At 44.0% G+C, this 25724-nt stretch carries 22 protein-coding genes and 1 pseudogene; 4 read left to right on the forward strand and 19 right to left on the reverse strand.

What is annotated here, in order from left to right; all coding sequences use genetic code 11:
• Window positions 1-137 precede the first annotated feature (137 nt).
• From ACESTK_RS15365 to ACESTK_RS15380, 4 genes are read right to left on the reverse strand one after another with little or no spacing between them, the layout of a single operon-like run.
• The gene (locus ACESTK_RS15365) at window positions 138-1490 is read right to left on the reverse strand and encodes an MATE family efflux transporter (RefSeq protein WP_373120175.1); all 1353 of its coding nucleotides are present in this window, start codon (window positions 1488-1490) and stop codon (window positions 138-140) included.
• A 22-nt stretch (window positions 1491-1512) separates the two neighbouring features.
• On the reverse strand, window positions 1513-2853 hold the full coding sequence (locus tag ACESTK_RS15370) for an MATE family efflux transporter (RefSeq protein ID WP_117854928.1): 1341 nt from the start codon (window positions 2851-2853) through the stop codon (window positions 1513-1515).
• Between the two features lie 59 nt (window positions 2854-2912).
• Complete coding sequence (locus ACESTK_RS15375) at window positions 2913-3224, reverse strand: hypothetical protein (RefSeq protein WP_373120176.1); 312 nt, start codon at window positions 3222-3224, stop codon at window positions 2913-2915.
• Window positions 3225-3241: 17 nt separating this feature from the next.
• Entirely contained in the window at window positions 3242-3427 is a 186-nt protein-coding gene (locus ACESTK_RS15380) for a nitroreductase family protein (protein WP_347088869.1), read from the reverse strand.
• A gap of 361 nt (window positions 3428-3788) precedes the next feature.
• On the opposite strand from ACESTK_RS15380, the gene ACESTK_RS15385 reads away from it, so the two are divergent.
• Window positions 3789-4022, forward strand: coding sequence for a hypothetical protein (locus ACESTK_RS15385; protein WP_187566348.1), 234 nt, complete (start codon window positions 3789-3791; stop codon window positions 4020-4022).
• Window positions 4023-4196: 174 nt separating this feature from the next.
• Here ACESTK_RS15385 and ACESTK_RS15390 read toward each other — a convergent pair whose 3' ends face one another.
• The 11 genes and pseudogenes from ACESTK_RS15390 to ACESTK_RS15440 form a co-directional block, all read right to left on the reverse strand.
• A complete protein-coding gene (locus ACESTK_RS15390; protein WP_195992678.1) occupies window positions 4197-4418 on the reverse strand; it encodes a DUF3791 domain-containing protein in 222 nt (73 codons plus the stop codon).
• 65 nt (window positions 4419-4483) lie between these two features.
• Window positions 4484-4768, reverse strand: a complete 285-nt coding sequence (locus ACESTK_RS15395; protein ID WP_118581763.1) for a DUF2442 domain-containing protein — start codon at window positions 4766-4768, stop codon at window positions 4484-4486.
• 19 nt (window positions 4769-4787) lie between these two features.
• Window positions 4788-5048, reverse strand: a pseudogene (locus tag ACESTK_RS15400) (DUF4160 domain-containing protein).
• Window positions 5049-5234: 186 nt separating this feature from the next.
• On the reverse strand, window positions 5235-5768 hold the full coding sequence (locus ACESTK_RS15405; protein ID WP_373120178.1) for a methylated-DNA--[protein]-cysteine S-methyltransferase: 534 nt from the start codon (window positions 5766-5768) through the stop codon (window positions 5235-5237).
• A gap of 75 nt (window positions 5769-5843) precedes the next feature.
• Window positions 5844-6059, reverse strand: a complete 216-nt coding sequence (locus tag ACESTK_RS15410) for a hypothetical protein (RefSeq protein WP_373120179.1) — start codon at window positions 6057-6059, stop codon at window positions 5844-5846.
• Window positions 6060-6331: 272 nt separating this feature from the next.
• Entirely contained in the window at window positions 6332-7615 is a 1284-nt protein-coding gene (locus ACESTK_RS15415; protein ID WP_195699104.1) for a phosphodiester glycosidase family protein, read from the reverse strand.
• A 207-nt stretch (window positions 7616-7822) separates the two neighbouring features.
• On the reverse strand, window positions 7823-9484 hold the full coding sequence (locus ACESTK_RS15420) for a hypothetical protein (protein WP_373120181.1): 1662 nt from the start codon (window positions 9482-9484) through the stop codon (window positions 7823-7825).
• Between the two features lie 335 nt (window positions 9485-9819).
• The gene (locus ACESTK_RS15425; protein ID WP_373120182.1) at window positions 9820-10953 is read right to left on the reverse strand and encodes a hypothetical protein; all 1134 of its coding nucleotides are present in this window, start codon (window positions 10951-10953) and stop codon (window positions 9820-9822) included.
• Between the two features lie 10 nt (window positions 10954-10963).
• Window positions 10964-12379, reverse strand: a complete 1416-nt coding sequence (locus ACESTK_RS15430; protein ID WP_195379506.1) for an MBOAT family protein — start codon at window positions 12377-12379, stop codon at window positions 10964-10966.
• 252 nt (window positions 12380-12631) lie between these two features.
• Window positions 12632-14236 carry a xylulokinase gene (locus ACESTK_RS15435; RefSeq protein WP_373120183.1) on the reverse strand — a complete coding sequence of 535 codons (1605 nt, stop codon included), beginning with the start codon at window positions 14234-14236 and terminating at the stop codon, window positions 12632-12634.
• A 200-nt stretch (window positions 14237-14436) separates the two neighbouring features.
• A complete protein-coding gene (locus ACESTK_RS15440) occupies window positions 14437-15456 on the reverse strand; it encodes a low specificity L-threonine aldolase (RefSeq protein ID WP_373120184.1) in 1020 nt (339 codons plus the stop codon).
• 553 nt (window positions 15457-16009) lie between these two features.
• On the opposite strand from ACESTK_RS15440, the gene ACESTK_RS15445 reads away from it, so the two are divergent.
• Window positions 16010-17146, forward strand: a complete 1137-nt coding sequence (locus ACESTK_RS15445; protein WP_118581790.1) for a sodium ion-translocating decarboxylase subunit beta — start codon at window positions 16010-16012, stop codon at window positions 17144-17146.
• Window positions 17147-17477: 331 nt separating this feature from the next.
• On the opposite strand, the gene ACESTK_RS15450 is transcribed toward ACESTK_RS15445, so the two are convergent.
• Window positions 17478-18647 (reverse strand): ATP-binding protein, encoded by a 1170-nt coding sequence (locus tag ACESTK_RS15450; protein WP_270430797.1) that lies wholly within the window; start codon window positions 18645-18647, stop codon window positions 17478-17480.
• A 393-nt stretch (window positions 18648-19040) separates the two neighbouring features.
• Entirely contained in the window at window positions 19041-19484 is a 444-nt protein-coding gene (locus ACESTK_RS15455) for a DUF1700 domain-containing protein (protein ID WP_373120185.1), read from the reverse strand.
• Between the two features lie 557 nt (window positions 19485-20041).
• Here ACESTK_RS15455 and ACESTK_RS15460 point away from each other — a divergent pair.
• Window positions 20042-21727 carry a formate--tetrahydrofolate ligase gene (locus tag ACESTK_RS15460; protein ID WP_373120186.1) on the forward strand — a complete coding sequence of 562 codons (1686 nt, stop codon included), beginning with the start codon at window positions 20042-20044 and terminating at the stop codon, window positions 21725-21727.
• 187 nt (window positions 21728-21914) lie between these two features.
• Here the strand turns inward: ACESTK_RS15460 and ACESTK_RS15465 are convergent, their stop codons facing one another.
• The gene (locus tag ACESTK_RS15465) at window positions 21915-22787 is read right to left on the reverse strand and encodes a phosphoribosylaminoimidazolesuccinocarboxamide synthase (protein WP_342980954.1); all 873 of its coding nucleotides are present in this window, start codon (window positions 22785-22787) and stop codon (window positions 21915-21917) included.
• Window positions 22788-23113: 326 nt separating this feature from the next.
• Between ACESTK_RS15465 and ACESTK_RS15470 the strand changes: the two genes are divergently transcribed.
• Window positions 23114-23914 carry a Cof-type HAD-IIB family hydrolase gene (locus ACESTK_RS15470; protein ID WP_373120187.1) on the forward strand — a complete coding sequence of 267 codons (801 nt, stop codon included), beginning with the start codon at window positions 23114-23116 and terminating at the stop codon, window positions 23912-23914.
• 174 nt (window positions 23915-24088) lie between these two features.
• Here ACESTK_RS15470 and xylB read toward each other — a convergent pair whose 3' ends face one another.
• Window positions 24089-25555, reverse strand: a complete 1467-nt coding sequence (gene xylB / locus ACESTK_RS15475; protein WP_118581799.1) for a xylulokinase — start codon at window positions 25553-25555, stop codon at window positions 24089-24091.
• Window positions 25556-25724 lie beyond the last annotated feature (169 nt).

The following is a 25724-nucleotide window of genomic DNA, read 5'->3' on the forward strand; positions in this document are numbered from 1 at the left end:
GCGGTAACTACATAGTACCATAAAATTTGTAATTAGGGATTCTCATTTTGACTTGTACTATTTATATTCTAGCACCAGATATGCCGTTCACCTTAGAGAAGCAGAAATTTATCCGGCGCAGTCGAACAGGACGGCATTCATTCCTTTCGGGCCGTCGTCACAGGTTTTGCAATCGACTTGCGGTAAATGATAAGGGAAATGACCGCGGCGATCACTTCCGTGACCCAAAATGCATGCCAGACGCCGACGGCACCGAAAAGCCTGCTGAGCCAAAACGCAGCCGGTAGGATGATCACCACATACCGGCAAAGGGAAATCAGCAAGGAGGACGTGCCTTTCCTCAGTCCCTCCAATGCGCCGGAAGAGGTAACAGAAACCGCCGAGACGATAAATCCGGCCCCGATGATGCGCAGGGCGGTTTCCCCGGCCTGGATCGTCGCTTCTGTGTGGGTAAACAGCCCCATCAACTGGCCGGGAATCAGCAGGCATATCGCGGTCCCAAGCACCATAATGATACCGTTCATGCACAGGACGATCTGATAAATCTGACTGACCCTTTTACTCTCGCCCGCGCCGTAGTTATAGCCGATCAAAGGGCGCATCCCCTGCACAATGCCATTCGCCGGCAGATAGATGAAGGTCTGCAATTTGTAATAGATTCCCAAAACCAGGATATACACCTCTGAATAGGCGGCCAAAATCGCATTGAGCGCCGAAATCAAAAGTGACGGAAGTGCAAGATTCAGGGTTGCGGGAATGCCGATGGAATACAGCTTTATGACCATCTTTTTGCCGGGCAGAATGTACTGCCTGCGGATATGCACACGAATGGGCCGCACAAAGTAGATGACCAGATAAATCGCAAGCGTCAGGACCTGCCCGATGCCGGTGGCCAGCGCTGCGCCTTCAATCCCCATTTCCGGGAATGGGCCATAGCCAAAAATCAGAACGGGGTCCAAGACAATGTTTGTGATGCACCCGCACATCAGGCTGATCATGGTCGTTTTCATGTTTCCTACTGCCTGGAACAGTTTCTCAAACATCATGCTGACGGTAACAATGAGTGTAAAGCCGAACGCAACGGCAGAATAGTGGACGCCAAGTTCAATGACCGCTTCGGATGCAGTGAACATCCGCAGAAAAACCGGCATAATTGCGATACAGCAGACTGTCATAACAACGCCATGAATCACGGCAAGCACAAGTCCCTGTGTGGCAGCCTGATCTGCTTTTTCGTGATCTCCCGCGCCCAGATAGAAGGCAATCACTGCGTTGATCCCAACACCAAACCCAATTCCAGCCGCATTGATAAAATTTTGAACCGGGTAAACCAGTGATAACGCCGTCATCGCTTCCTCGCTGATCTGCGCGACAAAAAAGCTGTCCACAATGTTGTAGAGGGAGTTGACCAGCATGGATAACACCATCGGCAGGGACATGGATAAAATCAGCGGCAATATCGGTTTCTCTTTCATGAAAGTGTCGTTCATAATTCCTCCTTCGCAAAACACGTTATGAGATATTTTTGCGTCGATGCCATGCCATCATCACAAGTGCAACGAGCAAAGTGGCGGTTTCCGCAACCGGAAATGCAAGCCAGATTCCATTCAGCTGGAACAATTTGTCCAGACACCACAGGGCAGGCACAAGGAAAAGCATTTGCCTGCATAATTGGATTGCCATGCTGGACCCTACTTTTTCTGTGGTCTGAAAATAGGTGGAAATCATCGTAGAAAGGCCGCAAAACAGATAGCTTGCCGCCATGATCCGCATGGCGGAGATTCCAAAGGAGCGCATGGCTTCCGACGCCATAAACAATCCCAGAATCTGCGCCGGAAAGAGGAGGACAGCCAACGTCCCCAGTATCATCATGCCGGTGACCAAAACAGTTCCATATCGGAAAGCTGAATGCAGCCGTTCGCTGTTGCCTGCGCCGTAGTTAAACCGCATGACAGGCAAACAGCCTTGAATCAAGCCGTTTACCGTCATAACAATCAGCTGCTGCACCTTAAAATATGCGCCGAAGAAAGCGATCGCCGTATCGGAATACGCCACCAAAAACAGATTGACAAAGGTCACCACAAACGAACTGAGGGCGTTCATGATAAAAGATGGCAGGCCAAAGGCAAAAATACGGTAGATCATCTGCTTTTTCAAATGAAAGCCTTTGATTTTTACCTGCACTTTCTGCTTTTTGCCCAGCAGTAAAGCAAATGCCAAAATCATGGACAGCAGATAGCCTGCAACGGTAGCTACCGCAGCGCCGCGGATTCCCATAGCCGGGAAAATACCAATCCCAAAAATCAGAATGGGGTCGAACACGAAGTTAACGACCACGCCCGCGATCTGGAACCACATGGGAGCGACCATGTTCCCGGTGGCCTGTATCATCTTCTGGATGGCGATATGCACCATATTGGGAATTTGCATGAAGGAGCACACACTCATATAGGCGATGCTCAGCTGATAAATTTCTTCATTATTGGTGAATGCCCGAAAATAGGGTTTCATAATCAGTAATGACATAAGGTTGAGCAAAGCACCTATTCCAAAAGCCAGTAACAATCCATGTGTGACAGTTGCATTTGCCTCATCCTGCTTTTTCTGTCCAAGATACCCTGCTATCAGCACATTCACGCCGACACCGATCCAGATAGACGCTGCATTCATCAATGTTGTAATCGGGAATGACAGAGAAACAGCGGTCAATGCATTCTCACTCAACCGCGCCACAAACGCGCTGTCTATCAGGTTATAGGAATATTGCAGGAACATGGAAATCAGCGGCGGTATCGACATTTGCCAGATGAGCTTTCCAACAGGAGCGACCGCCATTTTATTATTGGTCTGCATACTTTCCCTCCTCTCCACAAAGTGTCCGGCGCAAAAAATTGCGCCGGACAGCAGGATCATTAAATCCGAACGATATAGTTTTGTTTGCGTGCTGCGGGTTGACTGGCTTCCCGGGCTGGATACCCCAATGCAACCGCCCCGACACCGCGCAAGGTTTCCGGCAGCTTCCACTCCCGCAAGAGAGCCTTTCCTTTTTCGCTGTCAAAAATCTCGCGTTCCCGATGCATCCATACGGTTACAAGGCCAAGGGCGGCCAGCATCATATTTTCAAGGACGCAGCTTCCATCCTCCACAAAGGTGCTTGCACCGCCATCTGCCAAAACCCAAACCACGACAGGCGCACCATAGTAGGGGGCTGTGCTGCTCCCCATCACTTCTGCGTTTAACTTTACGATATCCTGTCTATATTGGGGTCTGTAATTGCAATAATGGTGGGGGATTGACGTCCGCCGCCGGTAGGCACGTAAGTCCCCGCTTCCAGTACAGCGTCCAGAGCCTCAGCGGGTACAGGTTCTGCTTGATAGGCCCTTACGCTGCGGCGCGTTTTGATAAGAGACAAAAAATCATTTTCCATACAAGTACCATCCTCCGTTCTGCCAGATTTTCCAGGATGCAGACAGCAAAAAAAGCCACACGGCTATCACAAGATAGCTGTGTGGCAAAAAGATGACCGCATCCGGAAAAGTCCACTCAAATTTTACGCGCATTATTATAGCATTCCTTCAGGAGACTGTCAAGCATCAATCATTACGGAATTGTGGCGGCTGTCTGTTGTTTTTTGTGTTACTTTATGGCACATGATTCACGGAAGTTTGACACCCCAAAACCCTCTCAGACCAGTAATGGCCTTATTTTTTTTGCAAATTTTCATTCCTTTCTATGCCGTATTGCCGTATTGTGTTATAATAGTATTAAAGGTTAGGAGGTCTATTTTTATGAGGTTAATGATTAGTCCATCAAAGAATGCTAAATCTTTTTATGTTATTAAATCCGTTCAGAAAAATGGTAAAAATACTTCTGAGATTGTAGAAAAACTTGGTACTGAAACTTTTATCAAAGAAACTTATGGCGTTGATGATGCTGAGGCCTGGGCTCGCTCTCACGTCAATGAGTTAAATGCTGTTCTTCCAGTTCCATGCCATACAATTTTCTTATCATGCTGTCCATAATGTTCCGAACCTGCTCTGGTTCCAATTCTCCCTTCTATGAGTATATCTAAATATTTACACCTTGCTACAGATTTGAAGATATAAAAAAAGAGACCAGAATTCAAATTTCCAGTCCCTAATCAATCTTCTATATCAAATTACAATCCTTTATTATCTTTTGAAATATCAGCTAAATTATACCCTTCCCAAACTATTGCCTGTATTACTGCTGATATAATCGTCAATGTCCTGTACAATGCAACGATCTCCCATTATATGCAACGAATCAAAATACTTTGTAATATACCCATAAATACCGTATTTTTCAAAAGTTTTTGCCACATCAGCTCCAGAAAGTCCTTTAAAATGGCGGTATCGTTCCATGCAGTAAATTAAGAAATTTGATTCCTTACTCATTTCTCGCGTCCCTTCTCTCAGTGTCACGTAATCGCCTTTGAATAATTTTTCTGACTGACAGCATTTCACGCTATCATACCATTGATTTCCTCGAGTTCATATAACGTAAATGGATCAATGTCTACGCAATCAGCTTCGTCCCATTTGCCAGAAATATCCCAGGCAAGCGTTCCATTCATTACCGTACAAGCATTTTTGAAGTTCTCAATATCCCTCATTGGTGCCATAATCTCAGCCTTTAAATCGTTTGTAGCATCATAATCAACTATTTTTCCATCATCAAAAAAAACCTGTACATGAAAATTATCCAAAGGAATCACCTGTACAACTGTAGGAAAATACTCATTCATAAACGTTCACCTCCACATATTATATAAGCGGATTAATTCTGTTCAACGGCTTCATGTCCTTTGACAGCTCCCAGTTCTGCATCAATTCGTCCTGGTGAATTGTACACCACGCCAGTATCAATCGTAATTGCTTATTTGGTAATTATCCCTTTATTACCTGTATATTGTTGATATCAACTAATGCTTTATGTCCATTATACTCTGCATGGAAATGCGGGGGCATATGGTCATTATAATACATCGTTACCCGAATCCCATAAAATAATGATATCTCTGGCATATACAACATCTCCTTTTCAATGCTTTTTTATAGTGTACCATTTTTTCATAATAAGCGCCATAAAATATGATGAGAATTTGCCTTTTCATTCTGTTTCCGTACCCAAAATATACCCAAGATTCTATTTTCCGTCCAATCTTGGCTCTCCAAAATAACCCAAAATGAGGACAGTTTTATCACTGCCTCCTACAATGCTGTCCCTTTCTTTGGAACAAATAAATAACTCATATCCGCGTGTTCCAGTTCAAGCAGCGAAAGCTTTCTATCAATTCCTCCGGCATACCCTGTCAGACTTCCATTTGTGCCTATCACACGATGGCAGGGAATGATAATAGAAATTTCATTGTGTCCAACCGCACCTCCAACTGCCTGGGCAGACATGCGGGATACATTTTTCAGCTCTGCCATTTTGCGGGCAATTTCTCCGTATGTGATCGTCTGTCCATAGGGAATCTGCAATAAAATCTTCCACACTGCTTGTCTGAATGTCGAGCCGTCCGGATGAAGTGGCGGAGTAAATTTCGGTTCTTCACCGGAGAAATACACATCCAGCCATTTTTTTGCTTCTGTGAGAATCTCTGTTTCCTGTGGAATATGCTTGTCGGGAAGTGTATTCGCAAAATATTTCTGTCCTTCAAACCATAGACCAGTAATTCCCACTTCATCTGCCGCCAGTAAAATACGCCCTAACGGCGATTTATATTTGTATGTATATATCATATTTATACCTCAAAAAGTGCATGGAATCCTGCGATTCCTATGCACAGATTTACAAAACAAAGTTGCCATTTTCCCTTACCCCCTCGTCCGCTGAGCAAAACTGGGGGCCTTTGTCCACACTGAAACCAGCTTCTCTGTGGTTCGATTTTCTTTCGCTGTGACGGTTATGTTATTCTCCTCAAAAAAGCTGACAATGCTGTCCGCCGTAGTTCCGATTTCTTCGTTTGCACCAAGTTCTTCTACATAGGTGGCAAGGTTCAGATCAGCCTGGTATGGATCCAGCCAGTTCATCACCATCTGCACACAAGTGGTTCCGCAGGTGTAGCCACCATACTGACGCAGGTTCGGGATATCGATAAAAACATCAGCATCCTGGGTCTGCCCAGACTAAGGGAGACTGAGCAGATGGACTCTCTACCGCCTGCACCTGGTAAGTGAATAACAAGAAACATATGGCACCATCAAAAGCACCTGGTATCAAAATTCTGCATAGCTTTTTCATTTAGGCTCCTCATTCACCGTTCATACAACATGCTCCTTAAATGCTTTTCATTGTCAACACATCAATTTGTAAAATACAGAAAATCCCCACATGGTCTCTCATAATTATTAATCAGCTTATTCATGACCTGACCATTGTAATACAATGTGGCGGAGCCGCCGCCATCCAGGTTGTAGGCGTACTGACAACCATAGCTATTGAAGATATTAACAAGATCCCAGTGATTCAGACCGGCGTAACTGCCAGTGTCGGTGACAAGAAGCACATAAATGCCAGGTTTCACCATTCCCACAGCAGTTCTCGGATAATATTTGGCTGTTTCTGACCAGGCAGGCTGGGCCTGTCCATCTTTGATCAGAATCGGACCAAAATTATAGGTATCTTTCACGCCCTCTTCCAGAAGAGCTTCGCCTTTTAATCCCTGCTCTGGTGTATAAATAGTGCCATCATATTTTACAGCCATTACGCTGTAACTGGTCTCATAATTTCCATAAATCACACCATTCTTGATACACATTCCAAGAGGTGACGGCCGCCCTGTCTGGTAACTAAACGCACTTCCATTCACTCCGATAATACCCCCATTACCAGAAACCGCACCGGAGGTAGTCTGTCTGGCACCACCATAGGTTCCATAAGATAAAGCGGATTTCAGCTGTCCGGAATTTTTGATTTTTATCAGCGCTACCCAGTAAGGAACATTATGTGTGGATTTTCTGCGCAGATCAATATTAAGAGAGCTGCTTTTATATGTATAGCGGTTATCATTCACCTTCACATCCGGTCTGGTCTGTCCGGTTCTTCTCCCGCTATCATTTACATAATATTTTCCCACCCACACATTTGTATACAAAGCACCTGTTTTCTTATCAAAATAATAACGATATTCACCAATTTTCTGCCATCCTGTTGCCATTCTGGAATTAGGAAGGAAATAATATCGCTTTCCTCCGTAGCTCAGCCAGCGGTTGGCAATTGCCACACCTGACTTATTGAAATAATAAGAGTATTTCGTTCCTGTAGCCCATCGGTTGCGGAACATAATGCCATTCTTCCGGTTGTAATAATACCGTTTCCCGCCTGATTTCAGCCAGCCTGTATAGCGTTTTCCATTCTTTGTGCTGTAATAACGCTGACCTTTGTAGGTAATTTTTCCCCAAAGCAGTTTTCCCTTGGAATTATAAAAATAATAGTCTTTCCCCCGCTTCACCCAACCATGCTTTTTCGAAGTGATACTCACAGTCGTATTGGATGCCTTCACATAAGAAGCCGCCCACACCGAAGAGGAACACATGGTAAATATCAAAAACAGAAAACAGATAATCCCAAAGCTTCTTTTTTTCAATTCCTTCCCCCCTCATTTCAATAAGAAAATCATAACAGTTCAGTACCTTCACAGTTACACGCTCCGTGATGCACCTAACTCACTAAACGGTCCTTTACTTTCTAATTATAAAAAAATACGAGGCAGACAAATTACTTCGTCTGCCCCGCTGTATTTGTCTTGCTGCAGGTAATTATTATGCGGCTGCCTGCTCGCATAAATTACTGATTAAGCTGCCGGTGTCTCACTGTCATCCAGTGTATCTCCAGCCATATCTGTTTGCTCTTCGGACTCAGCAACACCATCTGTCTCCGTACTCTCAATATCGCTGTCGCCTGTAGCAGCGATCACATCGTCCAGCCATCCCTCAGGCATGCCTGCGCTGGTCAGATTCTCTGTGATTGCATCCATATTCATGGAAGCTGTATAAGCTTCAATTTCATCATCATTACTGAAATCATAAACATCTGTCAGGGAAGCAACATCAACTGCTGCAAGTGCCTCACCGCCATTGCCGCCTGTCAGAGAAACTGAACCAAGAGTTGCACCACCTGCTGCAATAGCAAGATTCCAGTCAATGCTGTCCTCATCTGCACCATCGGCTGTAAAGATCAACTGCATTCCACCAAATGGATCATAGGAATTTCCATCTTCATCTTCCACAGGCGCACCGGAAATTGTGTAAGTTCCCTTCCAGATTCCGTCCTGTACTGCCTTGGTATCATAATCTGTAACATCAATCACAGCTGCATCCGCTTCACCGGAAGAAATCGTGTAAGTTCCGCTTAACAGGTCACCTTTCAGCTCACCGCTTCCTTCAATTGCAACCTTGTCATCTCCGGAACCCAGCTGCATGGAAAATCCTCTCTTATCTCCATCCGCTGTACACAGATATCCGAAAAGCTCTTCCTCCTGCTCATCATCATTCAGAAGGAACTGGCGTCCAACAACCTCTCCGTCACTGTCAACCCATGCCCTTAAAATAAATCCGGACTCGTCAGTCTCATCAGCTTCTGTATCCAGATCTTTCTCCATATCCTCGATTGCTTCCAGGAAAGTCTCATAAGTATAATCTGGATCATTCATGGCTTCTGTCCAGGTCTCAATAAGCCCCTTCAGTTCTTCATCAGACTTGGCTGTATCCAGAATCTGCTGGAACATTGGAAGTGCCTCTGCCTGTGTAACATGTCCTTCCAGAACGCTAAGCTCCTGACTTACATCTCCTGCAACAGCTTCCTGTGCTCCAGGATTCTCAGCATCTGCAACATTATCAAAAATAATATCTGTGTATCTTGTAAGAATAGATGTCACTAAGTCTGCTTCCGGAAGGTTCTCCAGAGTGGAAAAATAGCTGTTCATGCTATCTGCCAGATCAAGACTCGTGGTAAAGGAAGAATCCAGTTCCTGATCTGCCTCTTCCACTGCTTCCTGAGTCATCTGCTCCATATTCATTTTAATATAGCCATCACTCAGCTCCGGAATTCTCATATAAATTTCAGAATTCTCTGTATCAAAATAATATTCTATTGTACAGATCTTGGTTCCATTTACATTCACATCCATAAACTCAGTCATGGACTTATCAGACATGCTTACATTTCCACTGATGGAAGCATCCGCCAGCCAGGAGATATCCACAGGAGAAAGCATTCCCAGAATTGCTTTTCCACCATCTTCCAGACTTACCTTTATTTCCGCATTTCCCTTAACTTCTTCTGTATCCATTTCAGAAAGGCTCTTTGCGTAATCAGCACCAAATTCCTCGATCATTTTGGCAAAGGCTGCTTTCTCAGTTTCCCTGTAAGAATCTGCTGCCCATGTGGTAGCCGGTACTGCACTGATTCCCATAAGGGATGCTAACAAAATTGCGGTAATTTTCTTTCTCTTCATAAGATCCTCCTTTGGTATAAATCCTTACGGATTCTGCAATCTTCTCGTTGCTGTTTGCTGGTAATTCCCAACTGCTCTCATTACCAGTTAAGCAGCCAGTTTCTGTCAACGATCCGTCACGGACTATACAAAATTCCATAACAGACATATCTGACAAAACAAGTTAATATCAGAATAGCATTTGCCGAACTTATTGTCAATAACCCATAAATATTCTGACGATTCCCGTGACAAAAAAGTGGTTACTGTTCCATCTGTGACCAACAAAACAAAAATTTTTCCCACAAACAAATCCTATAAATCCGGACAGGCTCTGATATATCATATTGTACCATTTACTCTCCACTGTCCTGTATAATATAACTATCCAGTTTTTCCATATACCTCTGGTCACGCTCAACAGTAATCACAATCACGTCATCCGGTTCATATTTATCCAAAAGCTCCTGGTCAAAGTCATCAATTCTCACAAATATGGTTTTCTGATAGCGATAGGGCATGTATTTTTCAAGGCGGAGGCGAAAAGAATCCCCGATTACCATTAAAGTTTTCTCATTATCCGAATTGGATTTAAACACTTTCAGGATCTCCTCGCCGCCTTCGCTCTCCTCTTTTTTCACCTTGTAACGGATACCATCGTGAAAATACTTCAACCCATATTCCCTGTCATCATTCAGCTCTTTATACCGCCCGATCATCCTGGACAGATCCCCCCTGCAAGGTTTAGTTCCGATCAGAACCTGAATATCTTCGATTGGCAGACTTTCACCTGTCATATCCTGTACAATTTTCTCGTTGGTAATATAGCCGCCTAAATTGTTCATATGAGTATCATATTTTCGGAACAGCTGGTATTTTTCAGTAAACTCCCTCAGATAATCTGCCAGAAAATCAAATTCCACGTCGGAATTTTCTTTCATATATTTTGCAAAAGTATCCATTCTGGAATCCCCGATTCCTATCACCCTGGGCTTCTCCGGCATATACTTCGAATAAAGTGTCTCTTTGTTGGGAGCCACGTAGTAATGGAACTGTTCCACGCCCCTGTCCAGGAACCAGTCCCGTACTTTTGCAATTCCGGATGCAATTTCCGCACTTTGTTCCAGTGTATACACATTGGTTTTCTGGTAATCTGCCATGGCATTTTCTCCCTCCCTTTCCGGCAGGTAAAACAGCCAGTTATCTTCTCCGATCACCACATCCCCGATCTTTGTATTGCGGAAAAATTCCGTATCAATAAAGTTGCAGAACTTCACCAGGTCATTTTTGAAGGGCACATGATCCTTATAATACGCCTCAAACTGCTCCGGGAAGTCTCCCAGAGATTCCAGATTCACCTCCGGAAATTCAGCCAGTTTTCTGTTTTCATTGTTTTCCGTATCAAATCTGCCGGAAAATCCAGCCCACACCACTCCTGGCAAAACCAGACTTCCTGCAAATAATACGATCAGAATTTTCTGTTTTCTCATATGCTTCCTGTTAAAATCTGAAATAAATAAACGGGTTATAGCTGTTATTTACAAGTGCCGCCACACTCAGCCAGAAAATCACCATACAGGCGATCATTCTCGGAACTGTCACCATTCCATTGGCAGGGATTTTTCCAGCGGAATGTACCCGGACCTTCTCATATATCTTCTGCAAAACTCCTGCAAATAAAACGCCCATAACGATCAGAAAGATCATTTTGCTGTCAAGATATGCAGAAAGAAGAATGGTTCCTCCATGCGCCACAAACATATTTCTCACATAAGTGAAAAACAGGGAAATATTTTCTGCACGAAACAGAATCCATCCAAAAAACACCGCGGTCACTGTGTAGCCCCAGCCCACGATTCCAGGCAGTTTTTCCAGTTTTTTCCCAAGCCACACACGTTCCAGTATAAGAAAAAGGCCATGATAAAGCCCCCAGAGGATAAACGCCATTCCAGCCCCATGCCACATTCCGGTAAGGAAAAATACGATAAGCAGGTTTCGATAGGTGCATGCCGCGCCTTTACGATTTCCTCCCAAAGGAATATAGACATAATCACGAAACCAGGAAGACAGGGAAATATGCCATCTGTGCCAGAATTCCTGCACGGAACCAGCTGTATAGGGATAATTGAAATTCTCCTGGAATTCAAATCCGAACATTTTTCCAAGACCAATGGCCATATCGGAATATCCTGAAAAATCGTAATAAATCTGCATCATGTAAAGAATTGCGCCCAGCCACAGAGCCTTCCTGGATACCGCATATGGACCATATTTAAAAATTTCATCCACCACACGGGCAAAGGAATTGGCAAGAAGAACCTTTTTCCCAAGTCCCCAGCAAAAACGCATTATCCCGGCTGCAAATTTTCGGATAGTCTCTTTTCTTCCTGTAATCTGAGCTGCAATGTCGCGATATTTTACAATAGGTCCTGCGATCAGCTGTGGGAAAAAGGAAATATACAAAAGCATATGCCAGAAATTGTGCTGTGCCGGCACCTCTCCCCTGTACACATCGATCACATAGGACAACGCCTGGAAAGTATAAAAAGAAATTCCAATTGGAAGCGCCACCTGAAAAAGAGTGGTTCCTGTTCCATCTGCTGAAAAAAGTCCGGTTATGGCTTCTGTCAGAGTGCCAAAATACTTGAAATATCCCAGCAACCCCAGATTAATAATCAAAGTTGCCACAAGAATCTTTTTTTTCCTGGTCTGATATTTTTCAATCAGAATTCCGCCAGTAAAATTCACTGCCACGGAAAACAGCATAAGGAAAACATAAAGTGGCTCTCCCCATGCATAAAAAAGCAGACTGAAAAATACCAGGATTCCATTTCGGATTTTTCCGGGACTTATATAATATGCTGCCAGTACTAAGGGCAGAAAGATCCATAGAAAGAGCATCGAGCTGAAAACCATGTGTATCTCCTTTATTTTTCAAACAGGCTCCAGAGCATGTTTGTCTGTCAATGCTCAGTATTATAACATAAAAGACCCTCCCCATACCAGTATCCTGAAAAAATTCACATTCTGGTATGAGAAAGGTCTCCGTTTTTAACTGAGAGAAAAATCCATCCGTTCTCACTTATTTCGTTTTATAACTACACAGAACTTTTTTCGCGTGCAGATTGCAGGAATGATCTGAGGCATCTCCGCCTCATTTCAAGCCACTTACCAGATTTTGGAGTCCACAGCTGCGCGCTCGATCGGCAGGCCTTTCATATATCTTTCCATGAACATATTAAAGCCTTCTACACCCTCCGGATCCGGATTCAGGGTGCTTCCCTGATTTCCTGCAAATACCTTGGTATCCAGGAAGTCTTCCAGGGTTTCATTCTCCTCTTTGTTTACAAGATAGGAAGCGAGCACTGCAATTCCCCATGCACCGCCTTCACCGGCAGTCTCCATAACAGAAACCGGGGCATTTACAGCATCTGCAAGGATCTGCTGTCCAACACCTTTTGTCTTAAACAGTCCGCCATGACCAAGAAGACGGTCAACCTTTACCCCCTCTTTCTTAAACAGGATGTCAAGACCAACTCTCATAGCGCCAAGGCAGGTATAAAGATTGGTTCTCATAAAGTTGGCAAGATTGAATTTGCTCTCTGGAGAACGTACAAACAGTGGTCTTCCTTCTGTAAATCCAGTCATATGCTCACCGGAGAAATAGCAGTAGGACAAAAGTCCGCCGCAGTCCACATCTCCCTCCAGAGCCTTGTTGTATAAGGTTCCGAAAAGCTTGTTCATATCAGCTTCCATACCCATTGCTTCTGCAAACTCACGGAAAATATTTACCCATGCATTCAGATCAGAAGTACAGTTATTAGAGTGTGCCATTGCAACCGGATGTCCGGATGGAGTCGCAACCATATCAATTTCAGAATATGGTGCAGATAACTCCTTCTCCAAAACAATAGAGGCAAATACAGAAGTACCTGCGGAAACATTTCCGGTACGCTTTGCAACGCTGTTGGTAGCTACCATTCCAGTGCCAGCATCACCTTCCGGCGGACACATAGGAATTCCGGCTTTCAGCCTGCCTGTTACATCAAGAAGCTTTGCTCCCTCTTCTGTCAGGCAGCCAGCATCCTGTCCCGCAACAAGACATTTCGGCAGAATGCCGCGAAGCTTCCATGGGAACCCATAAGAAGCAACCTGCTCCTCAAACTGCTGAACCATTTTTTCATTGTAATCCCTGGTAGTGCTGTCCACTGGGAACATTCCTGCAACATCGCCAATTCCAAGAACTCTTTTTCCAGTCAGTTTCCAATGTACATATGCCTCCAGAGTGGCAATATAATCAATATCTTTTACGTGAGGCTCGCCTTTTAAAATTGCCTGATACAGATGTGCGATACTCCATCTCTGAGGAATATTATACTGAAAAAGTTCGGACAGTTTTCTGCTTGCCTCTCCCGTAATATTATTTCTCCAGGTTCTGAACGGAACCAGAAGATTTCCTTCTTTGTCAAATGGCATGTAGCCGTGCATCATGGCACTGATTCCAATAGCACCAACGCTTGTCAGCTCCACACCATATTTCTCCTCTACATCCTTTGCCATCTGCTGATAACAGTCCTGCAAACCGGACCAGATATCTTCCAGACTGTATGTCCATACACCATTCTCATAGCGGTTCTCCCACTCGTGTCCGCCGGATGCGATTGGTGCATTATTTCCATCTACCAGAACTGCCTTGATTCTTGTGGAACCGAACTCGATTCCAAGTGCTGTCCTGTTATCCAGGATTGCCTGCTTTGCTTCTGCTGCTCCCATGTATAAAATCCTCCCGTTGTTGTTATATAATACACAGCTTTTCTACTGCATATTGTGCTATTTCTCCAAATTTCAAACTATTTAGAGCCTGTTTTTATTATAATATGCTTCCAGAAGGGCGTCAATATCTCTCCCAAAAGCTTTTTGTAAAATATGCGCAGCTGTTTGTGCCAGGCATTTTTTCGGGGACAATTGCCACCCTACAGAATATCAATCAGTGCAGCAATATCTTCCATCTTCGTCGCCCAGCTTGTTGCAAAGCGGATCACAGTATGATTCTCGTCATATTTTTCCCAAAAGCTGAACTTCACTTTTTCGCCCAATTCCTCCATTTTCTTATTTTCCAGGATAACAAAAATCTGATTGGTTGGGGAATTAATGAAAAATTCATAGCCCTTCTCTTTTAATGCAGCTTTCAGTTTTGCAGCGGTTTCAATAGCATTTTTACTGATTTCCAGGTACAAATTTCCTGTGAAAAGAGTATCAAACTGAATTCCAAGCAGTCTGCCTTTCGCAAGAAGCGATCCCTGCTGTTTGATCATAGTAAAGAAATGTTTCGGTGCTTTCTTCGGAAAAACGACTGCTTCACCGCACAGGGCACCAACCTTGGTTCCTCCGATATAAAATACGTCTGTATAATTTGCAATATCTTTCAAAGTCACATCTGTCTCTGCCACCAGTCCATAGCCCAGTCTGGCTCCGTCCAGAAATAACGGGATCTCATATTCCCTGCATACACTGGAAATATCTGCCAGTTCCTGCTTTGTGTAAAGAGTTCCGTATTCTGTCGGATGTGAAATATAAACCATGCCTGGAAAAACCATGTGATCATAGCTTCCGTCTGCATAGTAGGTCTGGAGATAATCTTTCAGATCTGCGGCAGAAATTTTACCATTGTCCTGGGGAAGTGGAAGAACTTTATGTCCGGTAAATTCAATTGCTCCGGCTTCGTGCGCATTTACATGACCGGTAACTGCGGAAAGCACTCCTTCATACCGGTTCAACACGGACGCGATCACCACTGCATTTGTCTGGGTACCCCCTACCAGGAAATAGACCTCCCCATCCGGACAGCCACATGCCTCTTTTATTTTTTCCTTCGCCTGGTCGCAGAAAGGATCCTGTCCATATCCCGGAACCTTTTCCATATTGGTTTCCATTAATCTTTTTAAGATTGCCTCATGAGCACCTTCGCAATAATCATTTTCAAAATACAACATGATGTAACTCCTTTGTTTCATATTTTTCACTTGTACCATACAGGTATATTTTACTTTGATTTCGTTTTTTAATCATATACCTGCCCTGAATTTTTTACAAGAAAAATGTTTCCGGATAACAGTTCCGTAACCAAATGGCCAATAAATTCTTTCTTTTATATAATTCAGGGTTGACATTCCCACCTTTGCCGAATTATAATTACCACAACAAAATACATTTGCAGTCACGCTTCAATAAAAGGGAGTAGCTGGCATATCAAATGCACTGTTTCTGGTTTAGTGCATTTTTGTATATGGATTTTCATGCGTCAGAACGGTAGACAGTTCCATGAATCTGTCGCCCGCAGAAAATTGAAATGGCAAGACTTTTATTACAATAGTCGCATATCTTCAGATATGCAGTATTGTAATAAAAGTCTTTTTTATACCCCAAAAACAGGTTATAAAATGCCTTCCCTACAAGGCTTTCATTTTTATAACAATATTAACATTATGCAAGTATTTTTATCTATTTAAGCACTTACATTCAAACACCCAAAAGGAGGAAAAAGAAATGGAATTTTTAACAGACGGAATCCTTGCATTAACCTGGCAGCAAATTGTGATGTTTGCCGTCGGAATCACCCTGATCTGGCTGGCTATCAAAAAGGGATTTGAACCAGCCCTGCTTCTGCCAATGGGCTTTGGTGCCATACTTGTGAACCTGCCTTTTTCCGGAGTTTTAAACCAGACTCTGGCTGGCGGGATCCAGGCAAACGGAGTCATTGAATGGCTGTTCCATGTGGGAATTGAAGCCTCAGAAGTCATGCCGATTTTACTTTTCATCGGAATTGGCGCTATGATCGACTTCGGTCCCCTGCTTTCCAATCCCTCTTTGTTCCTGTTTGGCGCAGGTGCACAGCTTGGAATTTTTGCTGCAATTTTACTGTCCACCATCCTTGGATTTGACCTAAAAGACGCTGCTTCTATCGGAATCATCGGTGCTGCCGACGGACCTACTTCCATTCTGGTATCCCAGGTCCTGAATTCCAAATATATCGGCGCCATTGCAGTTGCCGCCTATTCCTACATGGCACTTGTCCCAATTGTACAGCCCTTTGCCATCCGGCTTGTCACTACAAAGAAGGAACGCTGCATTCACATGGAATATAATCCGAAATCCGTTTCCAAAACCATGAAGATTGCTTTTCCCATTATAGTTACTGTAATCGTGGGGCTGGTAGCACCTCAATCCGTTGCGCTGGTTGGATTTCTCATGTTCGGCAACCTGATCCGGGAATGCGGCGTCCTGGGCACCCTGTCCGACACAGCCCAGAATATTCTAGCAAATCTGATCACCCTGCTTCTTGGAATCACCATTTCCTTCAGCATGCGTGCAGAACAGTTTGTAACAAAAGAGACCTTACTGATTCTGGTGATTGGACTTTTTGCTTTTGTCATGGACACCATCGGCGGCGTTCTTCTGGCAAAATTTATGAATCTTTTCCTGAAAAAGAAGATCAATCCTATGATCGGAGGCGCCGGAATTTCTGCATTTCCAATGTCCTCCCGTGTAGTTCAGAAAATGGCCATGGAAGAAGATCCCACAAATGTAATTCTCATGCAAGCCGCCGGTGCCAACGTGTCCGGACAGATTGCTTCTGTAATCGCAGGAGGCATGGTTATCAACCTGGTCACAAAATTTTTATAAAAAAATTTTTATAATGAGGAGGGTCTTATCTATGAATACATCCAATATCATTATTGCACTTGAAATCATGGCAAAAGGTATGGCAGGAATCTTTACTGCCATTCTGATCATCATTCTTTGTGTATGGCTTCTCGGAAAAATCGGAAAATAAATACTCCAATATATCTATAGCGCTTCTCTTTTCATCCCCGACAAAAAAACGAGCCAAGGTCACATGCAGCATTGACCTTGGCTCAATATTTTTACTAATACATCGTTTCGTAAATAACTATACCAATCGCGTAGGATGTAGATCCGAGTGTGCAGGTCTAAAATCCACATTTTCTCTCTGTTACTCTGCTGCATCAGCTGCATTCTCAGAGGCAGAACCGGGCTCCCCATCATAATTTTCCAGGAAAGAATGTCTCACACCATATTGTTTATATCCCACAACTGTATCAATATTTACATTCTCTACGCTCTTGAAAATGTTGCCCTCTACAAACGGATTCACCTTTTTCAGGTCACGGATCAGTTCCTTGATTTCTACACGTTTGGAGCGATTTTCGTTATTGCAGGTAGTGCAGGTATCTGTAAATTTACATGCACACTGAATAAAATGGAGATCATTGTAGTCACGCCATGCCTTAATATCATCCTCCCGCACCAGATACAATGGACGGATCAGTTCCATTCCCTCAAAGTTGGTGCTGTGAAGCTTGGGCATCATAGTCTGTACCTGGGCACCGTAAAGCATGCCCATAAGAATGGTCTCAATCACATCATCATAGTGGTGACCAAGTGCAATCTTGTTGCAACCCATTTCTTTTGCAAAAGCATAGAGATGCCCGCGGCGCATTCTTGCGCAAAGATAACAAGGAGATTTCTCCACATTAAATACAGACTCAAAAATATCAGACTCAAAAATACGAATAGGAATATTTAACCTTCTAGCGTTTTCCTCGATTACCTGACGGTTGGCCGGACTGTAGCCCGGATCCATAACCAGAAATTTCACCTCGAAATCAAATTTATTATGAAGCTTCAGTTCCTGGAAGCACTTTGCCATCAGCATAGAGTCCTTGCCGCCGGAAATACAGACTGCAATCCTATCTCCCGGCTTCACAAGCTCGTAAGTATTGATTGCCTTGGTAAACCTGGACCAGATTTTTTTCTTAAATTTCTTGCGAAGACTGATCTCCACATTTTTCGCAAAATCTTCGTCCTGTGAACTCTTCATGGCATCCATAAGCCAGGCAATGTACCCTTTCTCAAGGCTTACTGCATCCAGCCCCTCTTCCTCGAGCTTCTTAGCGATTTCTTTACTATTGATTCCGCGGCTGCAGCAAATAACCAGTTTTCTGGTCTTATCCACTTCCGGATTCTCCATGATTTCCTCTGGCTTACAGGCCAAAGCCCCCTTAACAGCGCCATGGGAAATCTCAATCTCGTCGCGGACATCAATGATCTGATAGGACTCCGCTGGTAACTTTTTTAATTCTTCTATTGTTATACTGCTCATTTAAATCCTTCCCTGAATATATTCTATAATGCCCATACTTTATATCACGATCTCAACAAAACTGTAACTCGTTCCTGCTCAGAAGAAACCTTGCTGAATATGATTGTTACTGTTCACTGGTCACGTTCCGCGAGGCGTTTTTTGTGAACAAAGTTCACAGAAAACCCGAGAATTGCGGCGCGAAATCATGCGAATGCATGATTTCTGTGCATCGCGAAGCGCGTTACTGTGAACGGAGTGAACAGTAACATATGATTCTCTAAAGCATGTCCGACATTTTTTTGTTACAAAACGGACATGTCGTCTATCGGCGACATCTCTATATATGAAAATCAGCTGCTGTGCGCCTGCGACACTCCCGCATCTGCCGTTCGTGACGTTCATAGTATCATGTTAATTCCGATTTTTTATCAGTGACACAATAAACAAAATCAACGCCAGTACCGCAAAAAACGGAATCACTGCCACCAGAATATGAAACAGCAAAAAGACGACTATCAGCAGGAGCACCACGCCCAGAAGTTTGCTGTACCAGGTATCAAACCGCCATACATGTACATGATTCCGGCTGGAGCTCTGGGTATTCTGTGCGTCATCCGAATAGGTGCTGTACTCCTCATAATCCAGCTGACCGTTATCCACATCTGTATCCAGCAAAGTCCTGGCGATCAGCCTTGGATCTCCAAGTTCATCAAGAACCTGCTGCTCATCGCATCCACTACGTACCTGTGACTGAATATAATCTTCATAGTAACGCACATGCGCCGCCACCTTACCCTCATGCATCTGTCCGGACAGCTGACTTCTCAATGTATCCAGAAATTCTGTTCTATTCATTCAATTATTCAACCTTTCTTATATAAAACCACGAATCATTATCCTGTTTCAAACAGGCTCTGTGCATTTTCTATTCTAACAATACTTGCCCTCATACGCAACTATCCAAGTCATAAAATTTTTATGAAGTCTGAAGCGGAGATTGTATTTTTCAATTCGGGTAGATTTTATCCACGTTCAAAGTATTTGTTATTTTTCACAAATATGCATCGTCTTTTTTGACAATAATGCTGTCTGTTAATTTATTGACAAAATGTTTTTTTAATGATACAATGAGCACATCAATTGAAAAGCTTCTGAATACTGACGGATCGTGGAGTTAACCACAGGGACTTCAGGAGCAGATCATGAGGATTACTGTTTACAGAAGCTGCATCATATTTTGCAGACAGCATAGGCAGTAATTTCCAGCCGACCGTCTGGGCAGTATTTGAATCATCAGATACTGCCCTTTTTTTACCGGGAGGTACCTCTGACATGAGGGAAATACCGTTGTCTTTTTAAGAAACGGTTATATAAAAACCATTTAATCTTACACAACGAAAGGAGCTTTTATTATGGGGTTTAAAAGTGACATCGAAATCGCACAGGAATGTGAAATGAAACCAATCACTGAGATTGCAGCTAAAGCAGGTATTGAGGACAAATATCTTGAGCAGTATGGTAAATACAAAGCAAAAATCGATTACAATCTTCTGAAAGAAACAGATAAGAATGATGGCAAACTGATTCTGGTTACCGCTATCAACCCGACTCCTGCCGGAGAAGGAAAAACCACTACTACAGTTGGTCTGGCAGACGCTATGCAGAAGCTTGGCAAGAACGTTATGGTAGCTCTTCGTGAGCCATCCCTTGGACCGGTATTCGGTGTAAAAGGCGGTGCAGCAGGCGGCGGATATGCCCAGGTAGTTCCAATGGAAGATATCAACCTTCACTTCACAGGTGACTTCCACGCAATCGGCGCAGCAAACAACCTTCTTGCAGCAATGATCGATAACCATATTTTCCAGGGCAATGCTCTTAACATCGACCCACGTAAGATCACATGGAGAAGATGTGTAGATATGAACGACCGTCAGCTTCGTAATGTAGTAGACGGACTTGGCGGAAGAACAAACGGTATGCCTCGTGAAGACGGCTATGACATCACGGTAGCTTCCGAGATCATGGCTGTTCTCTGTCTTGCAAGTGATATCAAAGACCTGAAAGAAAGACTTTCCAGAATCATCATCGGTTATACATATGGCAAACCGTCAGAGCAGAAACCGGTAACAGCTGGTGATCTTCATGCAGAGGGTGCTATGACAGCACTTCTGAAAGATGCTCTGAAACCAAACCTTGTTCAGACACTGGAGCATGTACCTGCAATCGTTCACGGCGGACCATTCGCAAACATCGCTCACGGATGTAACTCCGTAACCGCTACCAAGATGTCTCTGAAGCTTGCTGATTACACCATCACAGAGGCTGGATTCGGTGCTGACCTTGGTGCCGAGAAATTCCTTGATATCAAATGCCGTATGGCTGGTCTGAAACCAAATGCAGTTGTTATCGTTGCTACTGTCCGTGCACTGAAATACAATGGCGGCGTTCCGAAGGCTGATCTTAACAATGAGAACCTTGAGGCTCTTGAGAAAGGTCTTCCAAACCTTCTGAAACACGTAAGCAACATCAAAAATGTTTACAAGCTTCCATGTGTTGTTGCAATCAATGCATTCCCGACAGATACCAAGGCAGAGCTTGACCTGGTAGAAGCAAAATGTAAAGAGCTTGGCGTTAATGTTGCACTTTCTGAAGTATGGGCAAAAGGCGGCGAAGGCGGTATTAAATTAGCTGAGGAAGTAATCCGTCTTGTTGAAGAGCCAAACGACTTCACATATTCCTATGAGCTTGAAGGCTCTATCGAAGATAAGCTGAATCAGATCGTTCAGAAGATCTATGGCGGTAAGAGAGTTGTTCTTACAGCTAATGCTCAGAAGCAGGCAAAACAGCTGGAAGAGCTTGGATTCGGAAACTGCCCGATCTGTGTGGCAAAAACACAGTACAGCTTAACAGATGACCAGACCAAGCTTGGTGCTCCGACAGGCTTTGAAGTAACTGTTCGTAACCTGAAGATTTCTGCAGGTGCAGGCTTCATCGTAGCCCTCACAGGAGAGATCATGACCATGCCAGGTCTTCCAAAGGTTCCGGCTGCTGAGAAAATCGATGTAGACGAAACAGGTAAGATCACAGGACTGTTCTGATTTTTACATGTCAGCCAGGTTTCCGTGTAAACATGGATTTGGCACGTTGCTCACAAAAATCAACGCCCGGGAGACCCAAACTCCCGGGCGCTTTTTACATACAAGCAAAGTGTATCCTTTGAAAATAAAATAAAGGATTTTATCAGCCTGCCAGGGACAGACGCCCTGGCAGTATTATGTATATTACTTATTTCAGCTTCTCCCCTGTAAGCATCTCATATGCCTGGAGATATTTGTCGATTGTCTTGTCCACGATTTCCTGTGGAAGAGTCCAGTCGTTGTCCGGGTTTGCTTTCAGCCAGTCACGGGCAAACTGTTTGTCAAAGGATGGCTGGCCATGACCTGGCTCATATCCATCTGCCGGCCAGAATCTGGAGCTGTCCGGTGTAAGCATCTCATCACCAATAACAATATTACCATTTTCATCAAGTCCAAACTCAAATTTGGTATCTGCAATAATAATACCTTTGCTTAAAGCATACTCAGCACATTTTTTATATAATGCGATGGTGTAATCACGAATCTTCTCTGCATACTCCTGACCATGTCCCGGATAGTATTTCTCAAGATGGGTAACGCTCTGCTCAAAAGAAATATTCTCATCGTGGTCGCCAATCTCAGCCTTGGTAGAAGGTGTGTAAATAGGCTCAGGCAGCTTGTCAGACTCTTTCAGACCTTCCGGAAGAGTAATTCCGCAAACTGTACCATTCTCCTGGTAGCTTGCCCAGCCGCTTCCAGTGATATATCCACGAACGATGCACTCAACCGGGATCATATCCAGCTTGCGGCACATCATGCTGTTTCCGTCAAACTTATCCTGCTGGAAAAACTCCGGCATATCTTTTACATCAACAGAAATCATGTGGTTCGGCAGGATATCCTGGGTCATATCGAACCAGAACTTGGACATCTGTGTAAGAACAGTGCCTTTCTTCGTCACTTCGTTGTTCAGGATCACATCAAAACAGCTGATACGGTCTGTCGCAACCATGATCAGGCTGTCTCCGTTGTCGTAAATCTCGCGTACTTTGCCTTCTTTAACTGGCTTCATTTCCTGCATAGCTTTACACCTCATCACTTTTCTATTTTTCATTTTTGTAAAAGTCCCAAAGGCATGACTGTTTCACAATCTCAGCCTGCCTGTTTCCGCTTTTACAGCACCCAATTATTTTACCATTTTGCAAACAAAAAAACAATTCTCTTAAATGCCGAAATCAAGGCATCTTTTCCCGAAATCCATGTGAATCTTCACATGTAACCATTCAAAGTGATTGATTCCTGCATTATCTTTGTTTTATAATAAGAAAAAACAACCAGCAGGATACTCTGCCTGCGAGGGGCATTTCAGCTCACAAAACTAATTTACCATACATTCCAGGAGGCACTATGATCTATAAATTTGCAGCCGCCGACATGGACGGTACTTTATTAAATGACAAAAACGAAATTACACCATACACCATCGAAATAATCCGGCAGGCAGCCGCGCAGGGACTGATTTTCTCCATATGCACCGGGCGCCCCATTCAGGGAGTGGAGCGCTATCAGAAACAGCTGGGCATTCAGGGACCTGTGATCACTTATAATGGGGCTATGATCCTGGATTCTGCTGACGGACGCGTTCTGTATAGACAGGAGCTGAAAGCTGACGATGCGCGTCTGATTCTGGAAGCAGGACTGAACTATGATACTACCATGTGCATCTGGTCGGACAATAAATTATATGGGAACAAGCTGAATGACCGGATTCAGGAATACAGCCAGGCTACCAAGGTAACGCCCCTTCTCATGCCATCTATCGACAAGCTTTTGGCGCAGGGGATTACGAAAATTCTCTGGTATGACGATGTTTCCCAAATTCAGCAAATAGAAAAAGAGCTACGGAAAACAGCTCATTTTCATAACGTAACCTTCTGCACCTCCAAGCCCTTCTATCTGGAGTTCTTCAGCAGTAAGGTGTCAAAGGCTGCAGCTATTGATTGCATTGGTAAGCTCTACGATTTCACCCCCGCTGAAACTATCGCTATCGGCGACGGTTTCAATGACCTCTCCATGATCCGCTATGCTGCCCTTGGCGTTGCCATGGCAAATGCACCAGATGGCGTGAAAGAGTCTGCGGATTATATCACTGCACGCACTAACAATGAGGATGGTGTTGCAGAAGTTCTGGAGAAATTTGTTTTATAGAATCATGACTATACAAAAATGGTGATTGTGTTAATTATTTCACATTCAACACAATCACCATTCTATTAATCCGTTTTAAACCAAATTATGTCCGCCTTGCTATATCTCTTGCAGATTCTTAAACATTACAACTGTAGACTTCGCTCTTACAGCCGAATATGCTTGCTACATCTCTTACAGATTCTTAAACAGCGGCTTCATAGCCGGATACAGTTCTTTGAACTTCTGGTATCTCTCCTCATATTTCGCAGCCAGTTCTGGAGTAGGCTCTACAGTATCCACTACTTTTGCAAGCTTCTTGCCAGCAGTCTCAACGTCCGGATAAACACCGCATCCTACTGCTGCCAGCATAGCACCTCCAAGGGATGGTCCCTCTTCCACTTCCAGAACGTCAACCTTAATATTCATAACATTTGCAATAATCTGCTTCCACAGCGGGCTCTTTGCACCACCGCCACAGATCTTGGTACGCTCAATTTTAATTCCAAGACTCTTTGCAACCTCCAGAGAATCACGAAGTGCGAAAGCAACTCCCTCCAATACAGCCTGAGTCATATCTGCTCTTGAGGTGTCCATGGACATGCCGAAGAATACGCCTCTTGCATCTGGATCGTTGTGTGGGGAACGCTCGCCCATCAGGTATGGCAGGAAGAATACGTGATTCTCACCAAGCTTCTGGATAGGCGCCTGCTCTGCTGCGAAGTCCTTCGTTCCAAGAATCTCCTCGGCCCACCATTTATTACAGGAAGCAGCGCTGAGCATACATCCCATCAGATGATAGCTTCCATCTGCATGGCAGAAAGAATGAAGGGCATTGTGCTCATCTACACCAAAATTCTTGCTGGAAATAAATACAGTTCCAGAAGTACCAAGGGAAATATTGCACTGTCCATCACCAACTGTTCCAGTACCAACAGCTGCTGCCGCATTGTCTCCAGCACCAGCGATAACCTTTACATTCTCAGAGAAGCCAAGCTCTTTAGCAACCTCTGGCTTCAGTGTTCCAACAACCTCCCAGCTCTCATAAACCTTCGGAAGCTGCTCCTCTTTCACACCGCAGATTTCCATCATTTCTTTAGACCAGCAGCGATTCTTTACATCCAGAAGAAGCATACCTGAAGCGTCAGATACATCTGTGCAGAAGGAGCCGCTTAAACGATAAGCCAGGTAATCCTTTGGAAGCATGATCTTCACAACTTTTGCAAATTTCTCTGGCTCATTTTTCTTCATCCACAGGATCTTCGGAGCAGTAAAGCCTGCAAATGCGATATTTGCAGTATACTGGGAAAGCTTGTCCTTTCCGATCACATTATTCAGATAATCTGTCTCTTCAGAAGTACGTCCGTCATTCCACAAAATTGCAGGACGAATTACCTGATCCTGATCATCTAAAGTTACCAGTCCATGCATCTGTCCGCCGAAGCTGATTCCGGCAACCTGGGAGCGGTCAATGCCCTCTGTCAGTTCTTTCATACCAGCCATACTCTGGGTATACCAGTCTTCCGGATTTTGCTCAGACCAGCCCGGATGCGGGAAAAATAATGGATATTCTTTTGATACGATATTACAGATTTTTCCGGATTCTTCCATAAGAAGAAGTTTTACTGCGGAAGTACCAAGATCAACACCGATAAAATACATTTTTATCCTCCTTAAGTTCATGCCTTAGGCGTTCCTTCTAGGCTTTCCGGCCAGAACCCTCTTAGAATGCTCTGCCCGCCTATTCTAAAAACAGCCGTACCGCATAAAGTGGTACGGCCGTTTCTATATACGCCTATAATTCTATTCAAATCGTCCCTTCCTGCTTTTT

Source organism: Ruminococcus sp. Marseille-P328, assembly GCF_964249465.1.
GTDB classification, from domain to species: domain Bacteria; phylum Bacillota; class Clostridia; order Lachnospirales; family Lachnospiraceae; genus Blautia_A; species Blautia_A faecis.